Origin of the sequence: Helicobacter pylori (assembly GCA_008032955.1) — a bacterium.
Classification (GTDB): domain Bacteria; phylum Campylobacterota; class Campylobacteria; order Campylobacterales; family Helicobacteraceae; genus Helicobacter; species Helicobacter pylori_DC.
Map to the genome: position 1 here is coordinate 457,979 of CP032046.1, position 20,303 is coordinate 478,281.

At 38.0% G+C, this 20,303-nt stretch carries 9 protein-coding genes and 2 pseudogenes; 7 read left to right on the top strand and 4 right to left on the bottom strand.

Annotation, left to right across the window (positions count from 1 at the left end):
• The first annotated feature begins 123 nt into the window (after nt 1-123).
• Nucleotides 124-9,689, top strand: a pseudogene (locus tag D2C72_02270) (toxin).
• Between the two features lie 58 nt (nt 9,690-9,747).
• Here D2C72_02270 and D2C72_02275 read toward each other — a convergent pair.
• From D2C72_02275 to ligA, 4 genes are all read right to left on the bottom strand, one after another.
• Entirely contained in the window at nt 9,748-10,503 is a 756-nt protein-coding gene (locus tag D2C72_02275; GenBank protein QEF43252.1) for an ABC transporter permease, read from the bottom strand.
• A 191-nt stretch (nt 10,504-10,694) separates the two neighbouring features.
• Nucleotides 10,695-11,207 carry an ATP-binding cassette domain-containing protein gene (locus D2C72_02280; protein QEF43253.1) on the bottom strand — a complete coding sequence of 171 codons (513 nt, stop codon included), beginning with the start codon at nt 11,205-11,207 and terminating at the stop codon, nt 10,695-10,697.
• A gap of 322 nt (nt 11,208-11,529) precedes the next feature.
• Complete coding sequence (locus tag D2C72_02285; GenBank protein ID QEF43254.1) at nt 11,530-11,865, bottom strand: hypothetical protein; 336 nt, start codon at nt 11,863-11,865, stop codon at nt 11,530-11,532.
• A gap of 167 nt (nt 11,866-12,032) precedes the next feature.
• Nucleotides 12,033-14,003: a DNA ligase (NAD(+)) LigA gene (gene ligA, locus D2C72_02290; GenBank protein QEF43255.1), complete on the bottom strand. Its 1,971-nt coding sequence runs from the start codon at nt 14,001-14,003 to the stop codon at nt 12,033-12,035.
• A 72-nt stretch (nt 14,004-14,075) separates the two neighbouring features.
• Between ligA and D2C72_02295 the strand changes: the two genes are divergently transcribed.
• From D2C72_02295 to D2C72_02320, 6 genes and pseudogenes are all read left to right on the top strand, one after another.
• Entirely contained in the window at nt 14,076-15,017 is a 942-nt protein-coding gene (locus D2C72_02295) for a chemotaxis signal transduction protein CheV (GenBank protein ID QEF43256.1), read from the top strand.
• Between the two features lie 34 nt (nt 15,018-15,051).
• A pseudogene (gene aspS / locus D2C72_02300) lies at nt 15,052-16,790 on the top strand (aspartate--tRNA ligase).
• 11 nt (nt 16,791-16,801) lie between these two features.
• Nucleotides 16,802-17,377, top strand: coding sequence for an adenylate kinase (locus tag D2C72_02305; GenBank protein QEF43257.1), 576 nt, complete (start codon nt 16,802-16,804; stop codon nt 17,375-17,377).
• Between the two features lie 24 nt (nt 17,378-17,401).
• On the top strand, nt 17,402-18,400 hold the full coding sequence (locus tag D2C72_02310; GenBank protein ID QEF43258.1) for a glycosyltransferase family 25 protein: 999 nt from the start codon (nt 17,402-17,404) through the stop codon (nt 18,398-18,400).
• A gap of 54 nt (nt 18,401-18,454) precedes the next feature.
• Nucleotides 18,455-19,720, top strand: a complete 1,266-nt coding sequence (locus D2C72_02315; GenBank protein QEF43259.1) for a glycosyltransferase family 25 protein — start codon at nt 18,455-18,457, stop codon at nt 19,718-19,720.
• Between the two features lie 51 nt (nt 19,721-19,771).
• Nucleotides 19,772-20,293, top strand: a complete 522-nt coding sequence (locus tag D2C72_02320; protein ID QEF43260.1) for an inorganic pyrophosphatase — start codon at nt 19,772-19,774, stop codon at nt 20,291-20,293.
• Nucleotides 20,294-20,303 lie beyond the last annotated feature (10 nt).

The following is a 20,303-nucleotide window of genomic DNA, read 5'->3' on the forward strand; positions in this document are numbered from 1 at the left end:
GTCGTTATCAATAAGATAAGATCCTTATGATATAAGGAGATTGTGCCGTTTTTAATTAAATTGTATAATTGATAGCATCAAAAAATATAACAACGAGTATGATCACATGAAAGGGTTCAAAATATGACTTATAGAAGTAGCAAAATAGATTTAAAGAATGAACGCTTTAGTAAAAACCGCTCGTTTAAGGGCGTTAAAAAGAAAATCGCTAAAAAATATACAATCAAAAACTCGCCTTTGACAATTTACTCCTTAAAAACGCATTCAAATTCTTCTCTATCCTTTAATAAAAAAATCTTCTTAGGGCTTGGGTTTGTTTCAGCTTTGAGCGCTGAAGATTATAATAGTTCGGTGTATTGGCTCAATAGCGTGAATGAAAATAACAGCAACAAATCCTACTATATCAGCCCTTTACGCACTTGGGCTAGGGGGAATAGGAATTTCACGCAAAATTATAACAATAGTAAATTATACATAGGGACAAAAAACGCTTCCGCAACGCCCAATCATTCTTCTATATGGTTTGGGGAAAAGGGCTATATCGGTTTTATTACAGGGGTTTTTAAGGCAAAAGACATTTTTATCACAGGGGCTGTTGGCTCAGGTAATGAGTGGAAAACCGGTGGGGGGGCGATACTGGTTTTTGAAAGCTCAAACGAATTAAACACTAATGGGGCTTATTTTCAAAATAACAGAGCTGGGACACAAACTTCTTGGATCAATTTGATTTCCAATAACAGCGTGAATTTGACAAACACGAATTTTGGCAACCAAACCCCTAATGGGGGCTTTAATGCTATGGGGCGAAAGATCACTTATAATGGCGGAACAATCAATGGTGGGAATTTTGGCTTTGATAACGTGGATAGCAATGGCACAACCACCATTAGCGGAGTAACTTTCAACAATAACGGCGCGCTCACTTATAAGGGTGGGAATGGTATCGGGGGGAGCATCACCTTTACTAACTCTAATATCAATCATTACAAACTCAATCTTAACGCCAATAGCGTTACCTTTAATAACAGCACTCTGGGGAGCATGCCTAATGGCAACACTAATACTATAGGGAATGCCTATATTCTTAATGCAAATAATATTACTTTTAATAATTTGACCTTCAATGGGGGTTGGTTCGTTTTTAATAGATCTGATGCTCATGTTAATTTTCAAGGCACAACCACGATCAATAACCCCACTTCGCCTTTTGTCAATATGACCGGTAAAGTTACTATTAATCCTAATGCGATTTTTAATATTCAAAATTACACGCCTAGTATAGGGAGCGCTTACACGCTCTTTAGCATGAAAAATGGCAACATCACTTATAATGATGTGGATAATTTATGGAATATCATCAGGCTTAAAAACACGCAAGCCACAAAAGACGCTGATAAAAATCATACAAGCTCAAATAACAACACCCACACTTACTATGTAACCTACAATTTAGGCGGCACGCTCTATAATTTTAGGCAAATTTTTAGCCCTGATTCCATTGTTTTACAATCTATCTATTATGGTGCGAACAATATTTATTACACCAATAGCGTGAATATCCATGACAATGTCTTTAATTTAAAAAATATTAACGATGATAGGGCTGATACGATTTTTTATCTCAACGGCTTGAACACTTGGAATTACACTAATGCGAAATTCACTCAAACCTATGGCGGGAAAAATAGTGCTTTAGTCTTTAACGCTACGACCCCTTGGGCTAATGGCACGATCCCTAAATCTAACAGCACGGTGCGTTTTGGGGGGTATGAGGGAGTCAATTGGGGGAAAACGGGCTATATCACCGGCACTTTCACAGCCGATAGGGTTTATATCACCGGTAACATGATGTCTGGTAATGGTGCTCAAACCGGTGGGGGGGCGACTTTGAATTTTGTGGGCGCAACTGAAATCAATATCGCTGGGGCTGATTTTAAAAACCTAAAAACCACTTCGCAAAACTCTTACATGACTTTTATCGCCTTAGGGGATAGCTCTGGTAGCGGTAAAATTAATGTTTCTCAGTCTGATTTTTACGATTGGACGGGTGGAGGGTATGATTTTACCGGTAATGGCGTTTTTGATAGCGTGAATTTCAACAAGGCTTATTACAAATTTCAAGGCGCTGAAAATTCTTACCATTTTAAAAACACGAATTTTTTAGCAGGGAATTTCAAATTCCAGGGCAAGACCACCATTGAAAAATCCGTTTTAAGCGACGCTTCCTACACTTTTGATGGCGCGAATAACACCTTTAATGAAGACAAATTTAATGGCGGTTCGTTTAATTTCAACCATGCAGAGCAGACAAACGCTTTTAATAACAACTCGTTTAATGGCGGTTCGTTTAATTTCAACGCCAAGCAAGTGGATTTTAATGGGAATGTTTTTAATGGGGGCGTGTTTAATTTCAATAATACCCCTAAAGCCAGTTTTACTAACGACACTTTTAATGTGAATAACCAATTCAAAATAAATGGCGCTCAAACGGATTTTACTTTCAATAAGGGCGTTGTTTTTAACATGCAAGGGCTTTTGAGTAGCCTAAGCGTAGGCACGACTTATCAATTGCTTAACGCTAAAAGCGTGGATTATAAGGATAATAACGCTTTGTATCAAATATTGCGTTGGATTAGTGGGGAAAACCCTAGCGGCACGCTAGTAAATAAGGATCAATCCACGCCAAACAGCACTAAAATTTATAATGTCCAATTCACCGATAACGGCTTGACTTACTACATCAAAGAAAATTTTAATAACGGGATCACGCTCACTCGTTTATGCACTCTAGGGTATACGCATTGCGTGAATATCCATAATGAGGTATTTCATCTTAAAAATATCAATAATAACGCCAGTAACACCGTGTTCTACCTCAACGGCATGACGACTTGGAAGATTGCTGGCACAGGCGTTTTCACGCAAGATTATAGCGGCGCTAACAGCGTTTTAGTGTTCAATCAGACCACCCCTTTCCTTGCTGGGGCGAATCCTACTTCTAATAGCGTGGTGGGTTTTGGGAAAACTTCAGGGGCTGAATGGGGGCTAGTGGGCTATATTCAAGGCGTTTTTAAAGCGAGTCAAATTGATATTACCGGCACGATTCGCTCTGGTAATGGGGCCAAAACCGGTGGGGGTGCGACTTTAGTGTTTAACGCTCAAAAGCGTTTGAATATCGCTAACGCTCATTTGAATAACGATAAAGCCGGTTTGCAAAATTCATGGATGAATTTCATTGTTAATAATGGCAACTTGAATGCAACAAACGCAAATTTTAGCAACCAAACCCCGCATGGAGGCTTTAACCTTAAAGCGAATGATATTACTTTTAATGGGGGGTCTGTGAGTGGAGAGGGGAATTTTGGCGTGGATAACGCCAATAGCAATGGCACAACCACCATTAGCGGAGTAACTTTCAATAATAATGGCACTTTGATTTATAAAGGGGGCGAAAACAGCGCCGGGAATTCTTTAACCCTAGAAAACAACACCTTCAATTCTTATAATATCAACGCCAGAGTGCAAAACCTTATTTTTAACAACAACTCGTTTAATGGCGGGAGCTATTCGTTTAATGACACTAAAAACACCACTTTTAAAGGCACAAACACGCTTATTAATAGCGATCCTTTCAGCCGCCTTAAAGGATCAGTCTCTATTGAAAATGATAGTATTTTTAACATTGAAAGGAATTTGACCGATAAAACCACTTACACGCTTTTAAGCGGGGATAGCATCAAATACAATAACCAAGCTTTAGCGGACAATGCTTTCTCGCAAAATTTATGGAATTTGATCCATTATGGTGGCGAGAGAGGGACTTTATTAAGAACGGAGAAAAACACTTATTTTGTGCAATTCACCCAAAGCAACGGCCAAAAATTTGTTTTTGAAGAAACTTTTAATTCTAGCTCTATCACCTATAAATATTTCACTATCCATTCTTCGTCTTTCCACACAGATAATGATTCTAAGGATATTTGGAGTCAGGTGAGGAAGCAATTTGACTTCATTCCAGGAAAAACCCCTGTGTGCGTTGGCGTGTGCTATATCGCGCCTTATAAAAATCAAGACCTTATTGGCTCTAGCGCTTTTGCATGGTCGCTGAACTTTGGGGCTACGGTGGTGGGGACTTTGCTGTTAGGGAGTGCTCAAGAAAAGGCTAATGACAATGGCGGATCGATCTGGTTTGGTAAGAATAATTTGTTGTATTTGCATGGCAATTTTAACGCGACTAATATCTTTTTAACGAATAACTTTAATGTCGGCAACCCTAACGCCGGCGGTGGGGCGACAATCAATTTTAACGCTGATGAAACCTTGAACGCTGACGGGTTAAATTACACGAATTTCCAAACCGTGGCTTTAGGCTTACAAACCAGCGCGAGCCAGCATTCCTGGGCGAATTTTAATTCCAGGCTTTCTATGGAGATTAAAAATTCTAACTTTAGGGATTTCACATGGGGAGGCTTTAATTTTAACTCAGGGCGTATCGCTTTTGAAAACACCACTTTTAGCGGCTGGACTAATATTAACGGAGCGACTGAGAGCGGCTCATCGTATGTGAATATGGTTGCGAATACGGATTTGGTATTTTCTAATTCCATTTTAGGGGGGGCATCCGTTATGATTTGAAAGCTAATAACATTATTTTCAATAACTCTCAAATAGTCATTGATGTGTCTAAGAACGTGAATCAGTCATCATTGAATGGGAATGTTACTTTCAATCATTCCAGGCTTTCAGTCAAGCCCAACGCTGCTATTAATATTGGGGATAGCCAAACCCAAACGACTTTAGAAAACGCTTCAAGCCTTTCTTTTTACAACAACAGCGTGGCGAATTTTAACGGCACAACCGCTTTTAACGGGGTGTCTTATTTGAACTTGAACCCTAACGCTCAAGTAAGCTTCAATCAAGCGAATTTCAATAACGCTAATGTAACCTTTTATGGCATTCCTTTATTTGGTAAGACGCCTGATTTTGGCAACTCTGCACGCCTGATTAATTTCAAAGGGAATACGAATTTTAATCAAGCGACGCTCAATTTAAGGGCTAAAAATATCCATATCAATTTCCAAGGGGCTTCCACTTTTGAAAATAACTCTACGATGAATTTGGCTGAAAGTTCTCAAGCGAGTTTTAATACGCTTAGCGTAGAGGGGGAAACAAATTTCAATCTCAATAACTCAAGCTTGTTGAATTTCAATGGCGATAGCGTTTTTAACGCTCCTGTGAGTTTTTATGCCAATAATTCTCAAATTTCTTTCACTAAATTAGCGACCTTTAATTCTAATGCCTTGTTTGATTTAGAAAACAACAGCACCCTGAATTTTCAAAGCGTTCTTTTAAATGGTGCTTTAAATCTATTAGGCAATGGCAGTAACGCTCTATCTATTAATGCAAGCGGGAATTTCAGCTTTGGATCTCAAGGCGTTTTGAATCTGTCTAATGTGAATTTGTTTGATGCAAAAAACAAGCCCTTAGTTTATAATATTTTACAAGCTCAAAACATTCAGGGTTTGATGGGGAATAACGGCTATGAGAAGATCCGTTTTTATGGCATACAGATTGACAAGGCTGACTACTCGTTTAATAACGGCGTTCATTCGTGGAGATTCACTAACCCGCTCAATACGACTGAAACGATTACAGAAACCTTGCATAACAACCGCTTGAAAGTGCAGATTTCTCAAAACGGCGTTTCTAATAATGAGATGTTCAATCTCGCTCCTAGCTTGTATTTTTACCAAAAAAACCCTTATAATGAAACCGAGAATTCCTATAATTACACAAGCGATAAGGCCGGCACTTATTATTTGAGTAGCAATATCAAAGGCTTTAATCAAAACAATGAAACACCCGGGACTTATAACGCGCAAAACCAGCCATTACAAGCCTTACACATTTATAATCAGACTATCACTAAGCAAGATTTGAACATGATCGCCAGCTTGGGTAAGGAGTTTTTGCCTAAAATAGCCAATCTTTTATCTTCAGGGGCTTTAGATCATCTCAATCTCAATAGCCCGAATGGTTTTGAAACTCTTTTTGATATTTTAAAGAAATATGGTATTGCTTTAAACCAAGCAAATTGGAAGAGCTTATTAAAGATTATCAATAATTTTTCTAACACGGCTAATTATCATTTCTCTCAAGGCAATCTCGTTGTAGGAGCGATCAAAGAAGGGCAAACGAACACGAATAGCGTGGTGTGGTTTGGAGGCGATGGCTATAAAGAGCCATGCGCGGTTGGGGATAACACTTGCCAGATGTTTAGGCAGACTAATTTAGGGCAGTTGCTCCATTCTAGCACGCCTTATTTAGGCTACATTAACGCTAATTTTAAGGCTAAAAACATTTACATTACTGGAACCATCGGTAGCGGGAACGCTTGGGGGAGCGGTGGGAGTGCGAATGTGTCTTTTGAAAGCGGCACTAATTTAGTGCTTAATCAAGCCAATATTGACGCTCAAGGGACCGATAAAATCTTTTCTTACTTGGGGCAAGGGGGCATTGAAAAGCTTTTTGGAGAAAAAGGTTTAGGGAATGCGCTTTCTAATATCATTTATGAAGAGAGCTTGAATGATAACGCTATCCCCAAAGATTTAGCCAACATGATCCCTAAAGATTTTGGATCTAAGACTTTAAGCTCTTTGCTTAGCCCTACTGAAGTGAATGATCTCTTAGGCGTGAGCACTTTTAAAAACGCGATCATGGAAATTTTAAATTCTAAAACGGTGGGCGATGTTTTTGGTGAAAACGGGCTTTTAAACGCGCTAGATCCTATAAAAAGAAAAGAAATCGATCAAATGCTTTTAGAGCAAATCCAAGCCCATTCTTCAGGGTTTGAAAAATTCATCGTGAAAACTTTAGGGATTCAAAATGTAGAGAATTTCATCAATACTTGGTACGGAAAACAAAGCTTGAGTTCTTTTGCCAATAATTTTGTGCCTGGAGGGTTGAATCAAACCCTTGATAAAATAGGCTCTAGCGCTGATTCCAAAGACTTACAGAGTTTCTTGGATAAAACGACCTTTGGGGATATTCTCAATCAAATGATCAATCAAGCCCCCTTAATCAATAAGCTCATTTCTTGGCTGGGCCCACAGGATTTAAGCGTGTTAGTCAATATCGCTTTAAATAGCATCACTAACCCCAGTAAGGAATTATTGGGCGCGATTTCTGGAATGGGTCAAAAAGTGCTAAACGATTTATTAGGCGAAGGCGTAGTGAATAAAATCATGAGCAATCAAGTCTTAGGGCAAATGATTAATAAAATCATCGCCGATAAGGGCTTTGGCGGCGTTTATCATCAAGGTTTAGGCTCCATACTCCCTAAATCTTTACAAGATGAGTTAAAACAATTGGGCTTTGGATCTTTACTAGGCTCTAGGGGCTTGCACAATCTTTGGCAAAAAGGGAATTTCAATTTTGTGGCTAAAAACCATGTGTTTGTGAATAACAGCTCGTTTAGTAACGCCACAGGGGGGGAATTGAATTTTGTGGCGGGCAAGTCCATTATTTTTAACGGGAAAAATACGATCAATTTCACGCAATATCAAGGCAGGCTTTCTTTTGTATCTAAAGATTTTTCTAATATTCCATTAGACACCTTAAACGCTACCAATGGTTTAATTCTTAACGCGCCACGAAACGATATTAGCGTTCAAAAAGGTCAAATTTGCGTGAATGTTTTAAATTGCATGGGCGAGAAAAAAGCTCATTCTTCAAGCGCAACAGCCCCAACCGATGAAACTCTAGAAGTGAATGCGAATAATTTCGCTTTCTTAGGAACAATTAAGGCTAATGGGTTAGTGGATTTTTCAAAAGTCTTGCAAAATACGACTATCGGGACTTTAAATTTAGAGCCAAACGCTACTTTTAAAGCGAATAATTTGATCGTGAATAACGCTTTTAACAATAATTCTAATCATAGGGCTGACATTAGCGGTAATCTCAATGTGGTTAAAGGAGCGGCTCTCAGCACGAATGAAAATGGTTTGAATGTTGGGGGGAATTTTAACAGCGAAGGGTCATTAATCTTTAATCTTAACAATAAAACCAATCAAACGATTATTAATGTGGCTGGCAATTCTACGATCATGTCTTATAACAATCAAGCTTTAATCCATTTTGATACCCAACTCAAGCAAGGCGCTTACACGCTTATAGACGCTAAACGCATGGTTTATGGCTATGATAATCAAACGATTCTTGGAGGGAGCTTGAGCGATTACCTCAAGCTTTACACCCTCATTGATTTTAACGGCAAACGTATGCAATTAAAGGGCGATTCACTAAGCTATGACAACCAACCGGTCAATATTAAAGATGGGGGTCTTGTGGTGAGCTTTAAAGACAATCAAGGGCAAATGGTGTATTCATCTATCCTTTATGATAAAGTTCAAGTTACCGTCTCTGATAAGCCCATGGATATTCATGCCCCTAGTTTGGAGTATTATGTTAAACGCATTCAAGGCAGCACTGGTTTGAATGCGATCAAATCTGCGGGCAATAATTCTATCATGTGGCTGAATGAGCTTTTTGTGGCTAAGGGGGGTAATCCCTTGTTCGCTCCTTATTATTTGCAAGACAATCCCACTGAACACATTGTTACTTTAATGAAAGATATTACCAGCGCTTTAGGCATGCTTTCTAAACCCAATCTTAAAAACAATTCCACCGATGCTTTACAGCTCAACACTTACACGCAACAAATGAGCCGTTTAGCCAAGCTTTCTAATTTCGCTTCCTTTGATTCAACGGATTTTAGCGAACGCTTGAGCAGCCTTAAAAACCAAAGATTTGCTGATGCAATCCCTAACGCGATGGATGTGATTTTAAAATACTCTCAAAGGGATAAATTAAAAAACAACCTTTGGGCAACCGGCGTTGGGGGCGTGAGCTTTGTGGAAAATGGCACAGGAACGCTCTATGGTGTCAATGTGGGCTATGACAGATTCATTAAGGGGGTGATTGTTGGAGGGTATGCGGCTTATGGGTATAGCGGGTTTTATGAACGCATCACTAATTCTAAATCCGATAATGTAGATGTGGGCTTGTATGCGAGGGCTTTCATTAAAAAGAGCGAGCTGACCTTTAGCGTTAATGAAACTTGGGGGGCTAATAAAACCCAAATCAACTCCAACGACACTTTGCTTTCTATGATTAATCAGTCTTATAAATACAGCACATGGACGACGAACGCGAGAGTTAATTACGGGTATGATTTCATGTTTAAAAACAAAAGCATCATTTTAAAACCTCAAATTGGTTTAAGGTATTACTATATTGGCATGACCGGTTTAGAAGGGGTTATGAATAATGCGCTTTATAACCAGTTTAAAGCGAATGCCGATCCGTCTAAAAAATCCGTTTTAACGATTGATCTTGCTTTGGAGAACCGCCATTATTTCAACACAAACTCTTATTTTTATGCGATTGGCGGCTTTGGTAGGGATTTGCTTGTGAGGTCTATGGGGGATAAGTTGGTGCGTTTTATTGGTAACAACACTTTGAGTTACAGGAAAGGCGAGCTTTATAACACTTTTGCGAGCATCACTACGGGCGGTGAAGTGAGGTTGTTTAAAAGCTTTTATGCGAATGCTGGGGTGGGGGCTAGGTTTGGATTGGATTACAAAATGATCAATATCACCGGAAACATTGGAATGCGTTTAGCGTTTTAAAAGGTGGGGGCTTACCCCTTTTTGAGCCATTAAATCAATCAATGGTGGGACTAAGTGTTTAACGCATGCGTTCTCTCGGTATTAATAGCATGCGATTAGTGCTTAGTAAAAAGAGAGTAATGCCACAAACAATAAAAAGTGTTGAAGTTATCAGTATTAGTATAGGGTCAATTCCTTGAAAGGACTTTAGTAAAAGTTGGTTAAGTTGGTAAAAAACAGATGTTTTAATGAATAACTGACCAATACTAGGTAGATAGTCTAGAGAAACAAACACATTACAAGACATTACTGCGTAGAGATTGATAATGTTGGCAAATCCTAAGATACTTTGTTCATTTTGAAAGGTTTTAGCGACAAAAATGGCTAAACAAAAGCAAAATAATGAGCTTGAAAAAATACTAATAAATCCAAAAATGAGTGTTTTAAAATTCAGGAGAGCAATGATATTGAATGCATAAAAAGAAGTGCAAATAAAGACAAAAGCGTATGTGATTACAACGATTAATCTTGAAGCAATGAGTGCAAGAGTTATTTGTTTGAAAGTTGCTGGTGATAGCGTATAGAATAAGAAAACATTATGTGATCTAGAGCTTGCTATAGCTTGTGTAAGACCAAAGATTGCACTAGAAATAATGAGTAGTCCCATTAGACCTATGATGCTATTAAAGTAAAAAATTTCAGTAGTATTTTTTGAAAAGATAAAAACTAACAATAAGAGCATCAAAATAGGATAGATAAAAGTCCAAAATAGCGCGCTTGTATTAGTAAAATAAGATTTAATTTCAAGTTTTAAAATAGATAAAATTGCACCCATTAAATATCCTTTAACAATGCCAACAAGTCTTTTGCACTCAGTTTTTCTTTAAGATCAAAAGTTATAGCTACAGATTTTAATATGGAATCTAAAGGTTCGTATTTGGCAATGTTGCCATTTTTAAGGAATAAGACCCATTTACAACTTTCTAAAACAATCAGATCATGAGTGGCAATAACGCTCGTAAGTTGCTAGGTATTGCGTAGCTTAATAAGGTTTGATAACTTTATAAGAGCGTTTTGCTCCAAACTAGTTTCTGGTTCATCCATAATAACTAATTGTGGGTGATGGCTAAGAGCTAAGTCAATTTTTAAGCGCTGTTTTTGTCCGTCGCTTAGGTGTTCGTAGGTTTTATTTAAAAGATTTTTTTCAAACAAATCTAGAGTGCAGTTTTTATAAAAAAACTGATAGAACTTGAATAAGTCGTTTGCGTTTAGTCCAGGTGGATAGTTGAACAAATTGGATACGACCCCCAATTGTTTGCGTTGTGGAATAATATTGTTGTGGTATGGGATGTTGTTATTTTGTGCTTTGACATTGTAGTCTTCTCTAATGCCTAGAATAGTATTGATAAGCGTTGATTTTCCTGATCCATTTGCACCAATAATAGCTGTGCTAGTATGACTCTTAAATGAAAAATTATGGATATTTAAAGCGTTTTTGAGCGTGTTTTTTATGGGCGTGATACTGATATTAGAAATCATAAAATCCCCTTTGCATAAAATCCCCTTTGACAGAAATGATTTAAAATCCCATCTAGTGTTATTATATTCAAACGATGGTTTTATTTAGCGTAGTGTTACTAAAAAATTAACTGATCTTTATTTAAATGAGCCAAAAGCGTTACTGATAGACACGATTTAAGCGAGTGAAACGATTTTTCAACTAAAAGATAAATAAAACAACGGACAAAGTCAAGGCTTTAAATAAGAAATCAACGACCTCAAGAAAGCTAGAGAAACGGAGTTTTTGATTTTCCATTCTCAAAACCCTAAATACCCTTTCGTTTTTTGTCCGTTATTGGTTTTATGGGTGTTTTAACATGTAAAATTCCAACGCTTTTTCAAAGAGGAGCGAGCGGTTAGAAAAACCTTTCTCTTTCATGTATTCATCCACTTTAGCCATAAAACTGGGCGAAAGTAAAACGCTGTGATTGATTCTTCGCTCTTTGCTTGTTTTTTCTTCGTATTCTATCTCTTCTATTTCGGCTAACAAACTGGGCGAAAGCGAAATATTAAAACTGCTCCTTCGTTCGCTGCTCACCTTTATTTCTGCTTCTAACTCAGCTAATTCGGTTAGCAACTTTTTGCGTTTGGCTTGTAAAGCCTGAATGGTTGTGTGCACTTTATGGTGTTCCATCATTGCTCCTTAAAATATCTTTATTTTTCGCATTCTACTATAAAATAGGATTTTGTGAGTAAATTCATTAAGAATGAAAATTGGAATTTTTCTTTAGAATTTAAATGGGTATTAAATATAAAATCTTAAAACAAATGGTAAAGGAGCTTGATTTTAATAAGCGATGATTTTTAATCCAATTCCTTAAGGCGTTTTAACAATTCTTCTTCATTCAAAACGCTCACGCCATGTTTTTTTGCCAGAGCGAGTTTTGAGCCGGGGTTCTCTCCAGCGATTAAAAAATCGGTTTTAGCGCTCACGCTTGAAGCAATTTTTGCCCCTAAATTTTCTAACATTTGAGCGTATTCTTGCCGTGGTTTAGAAAGCGTGCCGGTTAGAACAATCGTTTTATCACTGAAAACAGAAGAGCTTTTTTGCTTTTCTTCAGCCGTATCGCTACTTTTAGGGTTTAACAAATCAAATAACGATCGGATAAATTCCTGATTGCTCGCATAAAAATTGACTAAAGAGCGCGCCATTTCCACCCCAAAGCCTTCCATTTCTAAAAACTCGGCTTCGCTTTTTTCTAACACATTTAAGCCGTATTTGGCTAGCGTTTTACTCGCTCCCTTACCGATATGCTCAATCCCTAAAGCGTTGATCAAACGCCATAAAGGAGGGTTTTTGCTCTTTTGAATAGCGTCTAACAGATTTTGAGCTTTTTTGATTTTGAATTTGTCTAGCCGCATTAAATCTTCTAACTTTAAAGCATACAAATCCAGGGCGTTAACAATGAGTTTTTCTTCAAAAAGTTGCTCTATGACTTTATCGCCCAAGCCTTGAATGTTTAAAGCGTCTTTAGAAGCAAAATGAATCAAGCTTTCTTTCAACCTTGCTGGGCAATTAAGGTTTTGACAATAAGTAAAAATCTCTTCGCATAAAAGCTCATGCGAGCATATGGGGCAAACTTTGGGGCGCATGATTTTTTGTTGCGAGCCGTCTCTGTAAGTTTCTAAAGGTTTGATGATTTTAGGGATCACATCGCCGCTTCTAATGACAACGACCCTATCATTGAGCATGATATTCTTTTTTTCAATTTCAGAATAATTGTGCAAGGTCGCTCTATTAATCATAGCTCCAGCAATTTCTACAGGCTCTAAGAGAGCGACCGGCGTGATTGCCCCGCTGCGCCCCACTTGGTTGATGACTCCTATGATTTTGGTGTGTTTTTCTAGAGCCGGGAATTTATAAGCGCAAGCGAATTTAGGGGATTTTTGCGTGTAGCCTAGCTCCTTTTGAATATTCAATTCATTCACAACGATCACCATGCCGTCTAAAAGGGCAAAAAAGCCCTCCCTTTCTCTAATCAGGGTGTGGTAATTTTCTTCTATTTCTTGGTGGTTTTTGTTTAGGCTTAAGTATTGAATAGCGCTAAAACCTAACGAGACAATAAAATCCAAACACTCCTTAAAGCTTAAAAAATTTAAAGAATGCTTGCCCACGCCCCAAGGAATGAATTGCAATTTACGCTTTTTAGTGATTTTGCTATCAAGCTGCCTCAAACTCCCTGATGCGGCGTTTCTAGGGTTAGCGAATAGGGGTTCATTAGCGTCTAGGCGCTCTTTGTTTAAGGCGTCAAAATCCTCTTTAGCAATGATCACTTCGCCCCTGATTTCTATTTCTCCATTATAAGCGATAGAATGAGGGATATTAGCGATGTGTTTAGCGTTGTTAGTAACAAGCTCCCCTTCTAAGCCATTACCCCTAGTGGTTGCGCTCACTAACTTGCCATGTTGATACAAAAGATTGAGTGAAACCCCATCAAGTTTGGGCGAACACACGAATGAAGCGTTAGGATAAACTTTTAAAATGCGTTGCAACCACGCTTGCAATTCGCTTTGATTGAACACATCATCTAAGCTCCACATCCGCATTAAATGGGGGTTTTTACTGAACTCATTGGTGGCAGTAGCCCCCACTTTTTGGGTAGGGGAGTTAGCCTGAATGCGATTAGGGTTTTCTTCTTCATAAGCTTTTAATTCTTGGTAAAGTTCATCATAGACCGCATCGCTTACGATGGATTCATCAAGGTTGTAATAATGGTGCGATAGGGTGTTTAAATATTCAATTCTTTCTAAATATTCTTTTTGGCTTTTTATCATTAAAAACCTTTTAAACTAAATTAGGGTAGTATTATAACATTTAATCTTTGATAGGGCTTTAGGGGAAATTAGGTGGTAAGAGACATTGACAAAACGACTTCGTTGCACTTGAACAACGAAGCACAGTTTCTATGCTTTAGATTAGATGCAGAAAAAGACGCCCAACTTTATGGCATGAATATTTTTAAGATCCGAGAAATTATCCATTATGACGGGGAAGTTACAGAGATTCTTGGGGGGAGCGATGGCGTGATGCTCGGGTTTCTTAGCGTTAGGGGCGAGTCTATCCCTTTAGTGGATGTGAAAAGGTGGTTGCATTATAGTGCTAATGATCCGAGCCGTGATCTAAAAGAATGCAGCGTTAAAGATGACCATAATTTAGTGATCGTGTGCCATTTTTCTAACCATTCCATCGCTCTAAAGGTTTTAAAAATTGAAAGGATCATCCATAAAAATTGGACTGAGATTAGCGCTAGGGACAAACAAGGCATTAATGAAGAGGGTAAGCTTAGTGCTATCACCCGTTTTGATAAAGAACGAGTGGTGCAGATCTTAGATGTGGAAAAGATGATTAGCGATGTTTTCCCTAGCTTGAAAGATTTGGACGATTTGACTTTGCGTTGCATAGAAGCCATTCAAAGCCAAAAACTCATTTTAATCGCTGAAGATTCCTTAAGCGCTCTTAAAACCCTAGAAAAAATCGTTCAAACTTTAGAATTGCGTTATTTAGCCTTTCCAAATGGGAGGGAATTGTTGGATTATTTGTATGAAAAAGAACATTACCAACAAGTCGGCGTGGTTATTACGGATTTAGAAATGCCTAACGTTTCAGGGTTTGAAGTGCTAAAAACCATTAAAGCTGATCACAGGACTGAGCATCTTCCTGTGATTATCAATTCGTCCATGAGCAGCGATTCTAACCGCCAGTTAGCCCAATCTTTAGAAGCGGATGGTTTTGTGGTAAAATCTAACATTCTTGAAATCCATGAAATGCTTAAAAAAACGCTTTCATAAATTTAATTTTTGTTTTAATTTAAAGGGATAAAACATGCGAAGTCATTTTTGCACAGAAATTAGTGAAAAAGATGTGGGTAAAATCATCAAAGTGGCCGGGTGGTGTAACACTTATAGAGACCATGGAGGCGTGGTTTTTATTGATTTAAGGGATAAAAGCGGTTTGGTGCAACTAGTCTGTGATCCTAGCTCTAAGGCTTATGAAAAGGCTTTAGAAGTCAGGAGTGAATTTGTGCTAGTGGCTAAAGGAAGAGTGCGTTTGAGAGGCGCTGGGTTAGAAAACCCTAAACTAAAAACGGGTAAAATTGAAATTGTTTTAGAAGAGTTAGTCATTGAAAATAAAAGCGCTACCCCACCGATTGAAATCGGCAATAAAAGCGTGAATGAAGATTTGCGCTTGAAATACCGCTATTTGGATTTGCGCTCTCCTAATTCTTATGAAATCTTTAAATTGCGCAGCGAAGTGGCTTTAATCACTCGTAACGCTTTAGCTCAAAAGGGTTTTTTAGAGATTGAAACCCCCATTTTGTCTAAAACCACGCCTGAGGGGGCTAGGGATTATTTAGTGCCAAGCAGGGTGCATGAGGGCGAATTTTTCGCACTTCCCCAAAGCCCGCAATTATTCAAACAGCTTTTAATGGTGGGGGAATGGATAGGTATTTTCAAATCGCTCGTTGCTTTAGAGATGAAGATTTGAGGGCGGACAGGCAGCCAGAATTCACGCAAATTGATGCGGAAATGAGTTTTTGTGATGAAAATGATGTGATGGGCGTGGTGGAAGATTTGTTGCAAGCGATTTTTAAAGCGATCGGGCATACTATTTCCAAACCTTTTAAACGCATGCCTTATAAGGAAGCGATGGAAAATTACGGGAGCGATAAGCCGGATTTACGCTTTGAATTGCCTTTAATAGAAGTGGGGGATTGCTTTATGGACAGCTCAAACGCTATTTTTTCTAATATCGCAAAAGATCCTAAACACAAACGCATTAAAGCTTTGAACGTTAAGGGGGCTGATGTCATTTTTAGCCGCAGCGTTTTAAAAGAATTAGAAGAATTTGTGCGCCAGTTTGGGGCTCAAGGCTTGGCGTATTTGCAGATTAAAGAAAATGAGGTTAAAGGGCCTTTAGTTAAATTTTTAAGTGAAAAGGGGCTTAAGAGTATTTTAGAAAGGACTGATGCGCAAGTTGGGGATATTGTCTTTTTTGGAGCTGGGGATAAAAAAATCGTGTTAGATTACATGGGGCGCTTGCGCTTAAAAGTGGCTGAAACGCTTGATTTGATTGATAAAGACGCTTTGAATTTTTTATGGGTAGTCAATTTCCCCATGTTTGAAAAAACCGAAAACGGCTATCATGCTGCACACCACCCCTTTACGATGCCTAAAAATATAGAATGCGAAGATATAGAAGAAATTGAAGCGCATGCGTATGATGTGGTGCTTAATGGTGTGGAGCTTGGTGGGGGAAGCATTAGGATTCATAAAGAAGAAGTGCAAAAAAAAGTCTTTGAAAAGATCAATATCCATGAAGAAGAAGCACAAAAGAAATTTGGCTTTTTATTAGAAGCACTAAAATTTGGCACTCCTCCTCATGGAGGCTTTGCGATAGGCTTTGATCGCTTGATCATGCTAATGACCAAATCCAATAGCATTAGAGACGTGATCGCTTTCCCTAAAACGCAAAAAGCTTCATGCTTATTGACTGATGCGCCTAGCCCCATTAATGAAGAGCAGCTAAGAGAATTACACATTCGCTTGAGAAAACCAATTTAAAAGGATACGATTTGAAACAACTATTTTTGATCATTGGAGCCCCAGGGAGTGGTAAAACCACTGACGCAGAGCTTATCGCTAAGAATAACAGCGAAACAATCGCTCATTTTTCTACTGGGGATTTATTGAGAGCTGAGAGCGCTAAAAAGACCGAGCGAGGCTTATTGATTGAGAAATTCACTTCTCAAGGCGAATTAGTGCCTTTAGAAATTGTGGTAGAAACGATCCTTTCAGCGATTAAAAGCTCTAGTAAAGGGATCATTTTAATTGATGGCTATCCCAGGAGCGTGGAACAAATGCAAGCTTTAGATAAGGAATTGAACGCTCAAAATGAAGTGATCTTAAAAAGCGTGATTGAAGTAGAAGTGAGTGAAAATACCGCTAAAGAAAGGGTTTTAGGGCGCTCTAGGGGGGCTGATGATAATGAAAAGGTGTTTCATAACCGCATGCGGGTGTTTTTAGACCCCTTAGCTGAAATCCAAAACTTCTACAAGGCTAAACGTTTGCATAAAATCATCAATGGTGAAAGGAGCATTGAAGAAATCGTGAATGAAATACAAAAATATATTTTGTCTTTTGGGAATTAAAATGCGTTCCAAAGAGAATGAGCTGTGATTGGTGTCTATATCATTTCTTTAAAAGAAAGTCAAAGGCGTTTGGATACTGAAAAACTCATTTTAGAATCCAATGAAAAGTTTAAAGGCCGTTGCGTTTTTCAAATCTTTGACGCCATTAGCCCTAAACATCAAGATTTTGAAAAATTACTTCAAGAGCTTTATGACGCTCAAAGTTTATTGCAATCTGATTGGTATCATTCTTATGTTGGCGCTGGTTTGACTTTGCCTGAATTGGGGTGTTATTTAAGCCATTATCTTTTATGGAAAGAATGCGTCAAATTAGATCAACCGGTCGTTATTTTAGAAGATGATGCAATGCTAGAGTCTAATTTCATGCAAGCTTTAGAAGATTGCTTGAAAAGCCCTTTTGATTTTGTGAGACTCTATGGGTGCTATTGGTATTACCACGAGACAAAATTCCATGTTTTACCCAAAGAATTTGTATTTCCTCCCTTTGATTATCCTTTTAAAAATAACCCTATTTTAGAAAAATTTAAAAAATTTTTTGATGTTTCTAGATTTTTGAATCTTTCTACCCATAAAGTCATCCACTATATTCTCAAAAAAATACAAAAAAGCTATTACGCAACGCATGAAAAAGAAGCCTTTTTCTTAGAGCATTTTTATCTCACCAGCGTGTATGTGGCTTCTACAGCCAGTTATTATTTAACCCCTAAGGGTGCTAAAACTTTTATAGAAGCCACGGAGCGTTTTAAAATCATAGAGCCGGTGGATATGTTTATGGATAATTCTGCTTATCATGATATAGCGAATCTGACTTATGTGCCTTGCCCTGTTTCTTTAAGCGAGCATTCTTTAGACAGCACCATTCAAAAGCCCCAAAAAAAGAGCTTGAAATCTTACCCATTTCCGCCTAAAAAATCAACTTTTAAGAATCTTTTCTACTACAGCATTAACGCTAAAAAGCGTTTAAAAGCTTTTTACAAGTACAGCAGACGATACGCTCCTTTAAAAACCCCTAAAGAGGTTTAAAAAGAATGAAAAAACTTTATGCTAAAATCAATGCTATATTATTTAGGAGTTCATTTGACACAAGTTTATATCATTTCTTTAAAAGAAAGTCAAAGGCGTTTGGATACTGAAAAACTCGTTTTGGAATCCAATGAAACATTTAAAGGTCGTTGTGTTTTTCAAATTTTTGACGCTATTGGCCCTAAACACGAAGATTTTGAAAAATTTATTCAAGAGCTTTATGATTCTTCAAGTTTATTAAAATCCGATTGGTTCCATTCTGATTATTGTTATCAAGAATTATTGCCCCAAGAATTTGGGTGCTATTTAAGCCATTATCTTTTGTGGAAAGAATGCGTCAAAACAAACCAACCGGTCGTTATTTTAGAAGATGATGTAGCACTAGAGTCTAATTTCATGCAAGCCTTAGAAGATTGCTTGAAAAGCCCTTTTGATTTTGTGAGACTCTACGGGCATTATTGGGGAGGCCATAAAACCAATTTGTGCGCTCTCCCTATCTATACAGAAACTGAAGAGGCTGAAGCGTCTATTGAAAAAACGCCTATTGAAAACCATGAAGTTACCCCCCCCAATCCCACACAAGATGCACAACAAGATTGTATTATTGAAACGCAACAAGACCCCAAAGAACTATCTGAGCCTTGCAAAATAGTGCCCCAAAAAACCTCTTTTAATCCAGTGGTTTTTAGAAAAATTAAAAGAAAACTCAACCACTTCATTGGAAATATTTTAGCTCGGACAGAAGTGTATAAAAATCTCGATGATCTCACAGGAAAATACGATGATCTCACAGGAAAATACGATGATCTCACAGGAAAATACGATGATCTCACAGGAAAATACGATGATCTCACCACAAAATACGAATCCTTATTGGCAAAAGAGGTAAACATCAAAGAGACTTTTTGGGAATCTCGCGCTGATAGCGAAAAAGAAGCCTTTTTTTTAGAGCATTTCTACCTTACTAGCGTGTATGTAGCCACTACAGCAGGCTACTACCTCACGCCTAAGGGTGCTAAAACTTTTATAGAAGCCACGGAGCGTTTTAAAATCATAGAGCCGGTGGATATGTTTATGAACAACCCCACTTACCATGATGTGGCTAATTTTACTTATTTGCCTTGCCCTGTTTCTTTAAACAAACATGCTTTCAATAGCACCATTCAAAATGCAAAAAAACCTGATATTTCATTAAAACCCCCTAGAAAATCCTATTTTGATAATCTTTTTTATCATAAATTCAACGCCAGAAAGTGCTTAAAAGCCTTTAATAAATACAGCAGACGATACGCTCCTTTAAAAACCCCTAAAGAGGTTTAAAAAGAGCGGGCTTTATGTTAGAATAAGTCTTTTTATTCAAAGGAGATTGCAATGAATTTAGACCAATTAGAAGTGAGCCATGACGCTGATTCTTTGTGCGTGGTGATTGAAATATCCAAGCATTCTAATATCAAGTATGAATTGGATAAAGAAAGCGGGGCTTTAATGGTGGATAGGGTGCTTTATGGGGCGCAAAATTACCCCGCAAATTACGGCTTTGTGCCTAACACTTTAGGATCTGATGGCGACCCTGTAGATGCGCTTGTTTTAAGCGATGTGGCTTTTCAAGCCGGAAGCGTAGTGAAAGCGCGCTTGGTTGGGGTGTTGAACATGGAAGATGAAAGCGGAATGGATGAAAAACTGCTCGCTCTACCCATAGATAAGATCGATCCCACGCATTCCTATGTCAAGGATATTGATGATTTGTCCAAACACACTTTAGATAAAATCAAACATTTTTTTGAAACTTACAAGGATTTAGAGCCTAATAAATGGGTGAAAGTCAAGGGGTTTGAAAACAAAGAGAGCGCGATTAAGGTTTTAGAGAAAGCGATAAAAGCCTATCAAGGCTAAAGATTTTTAA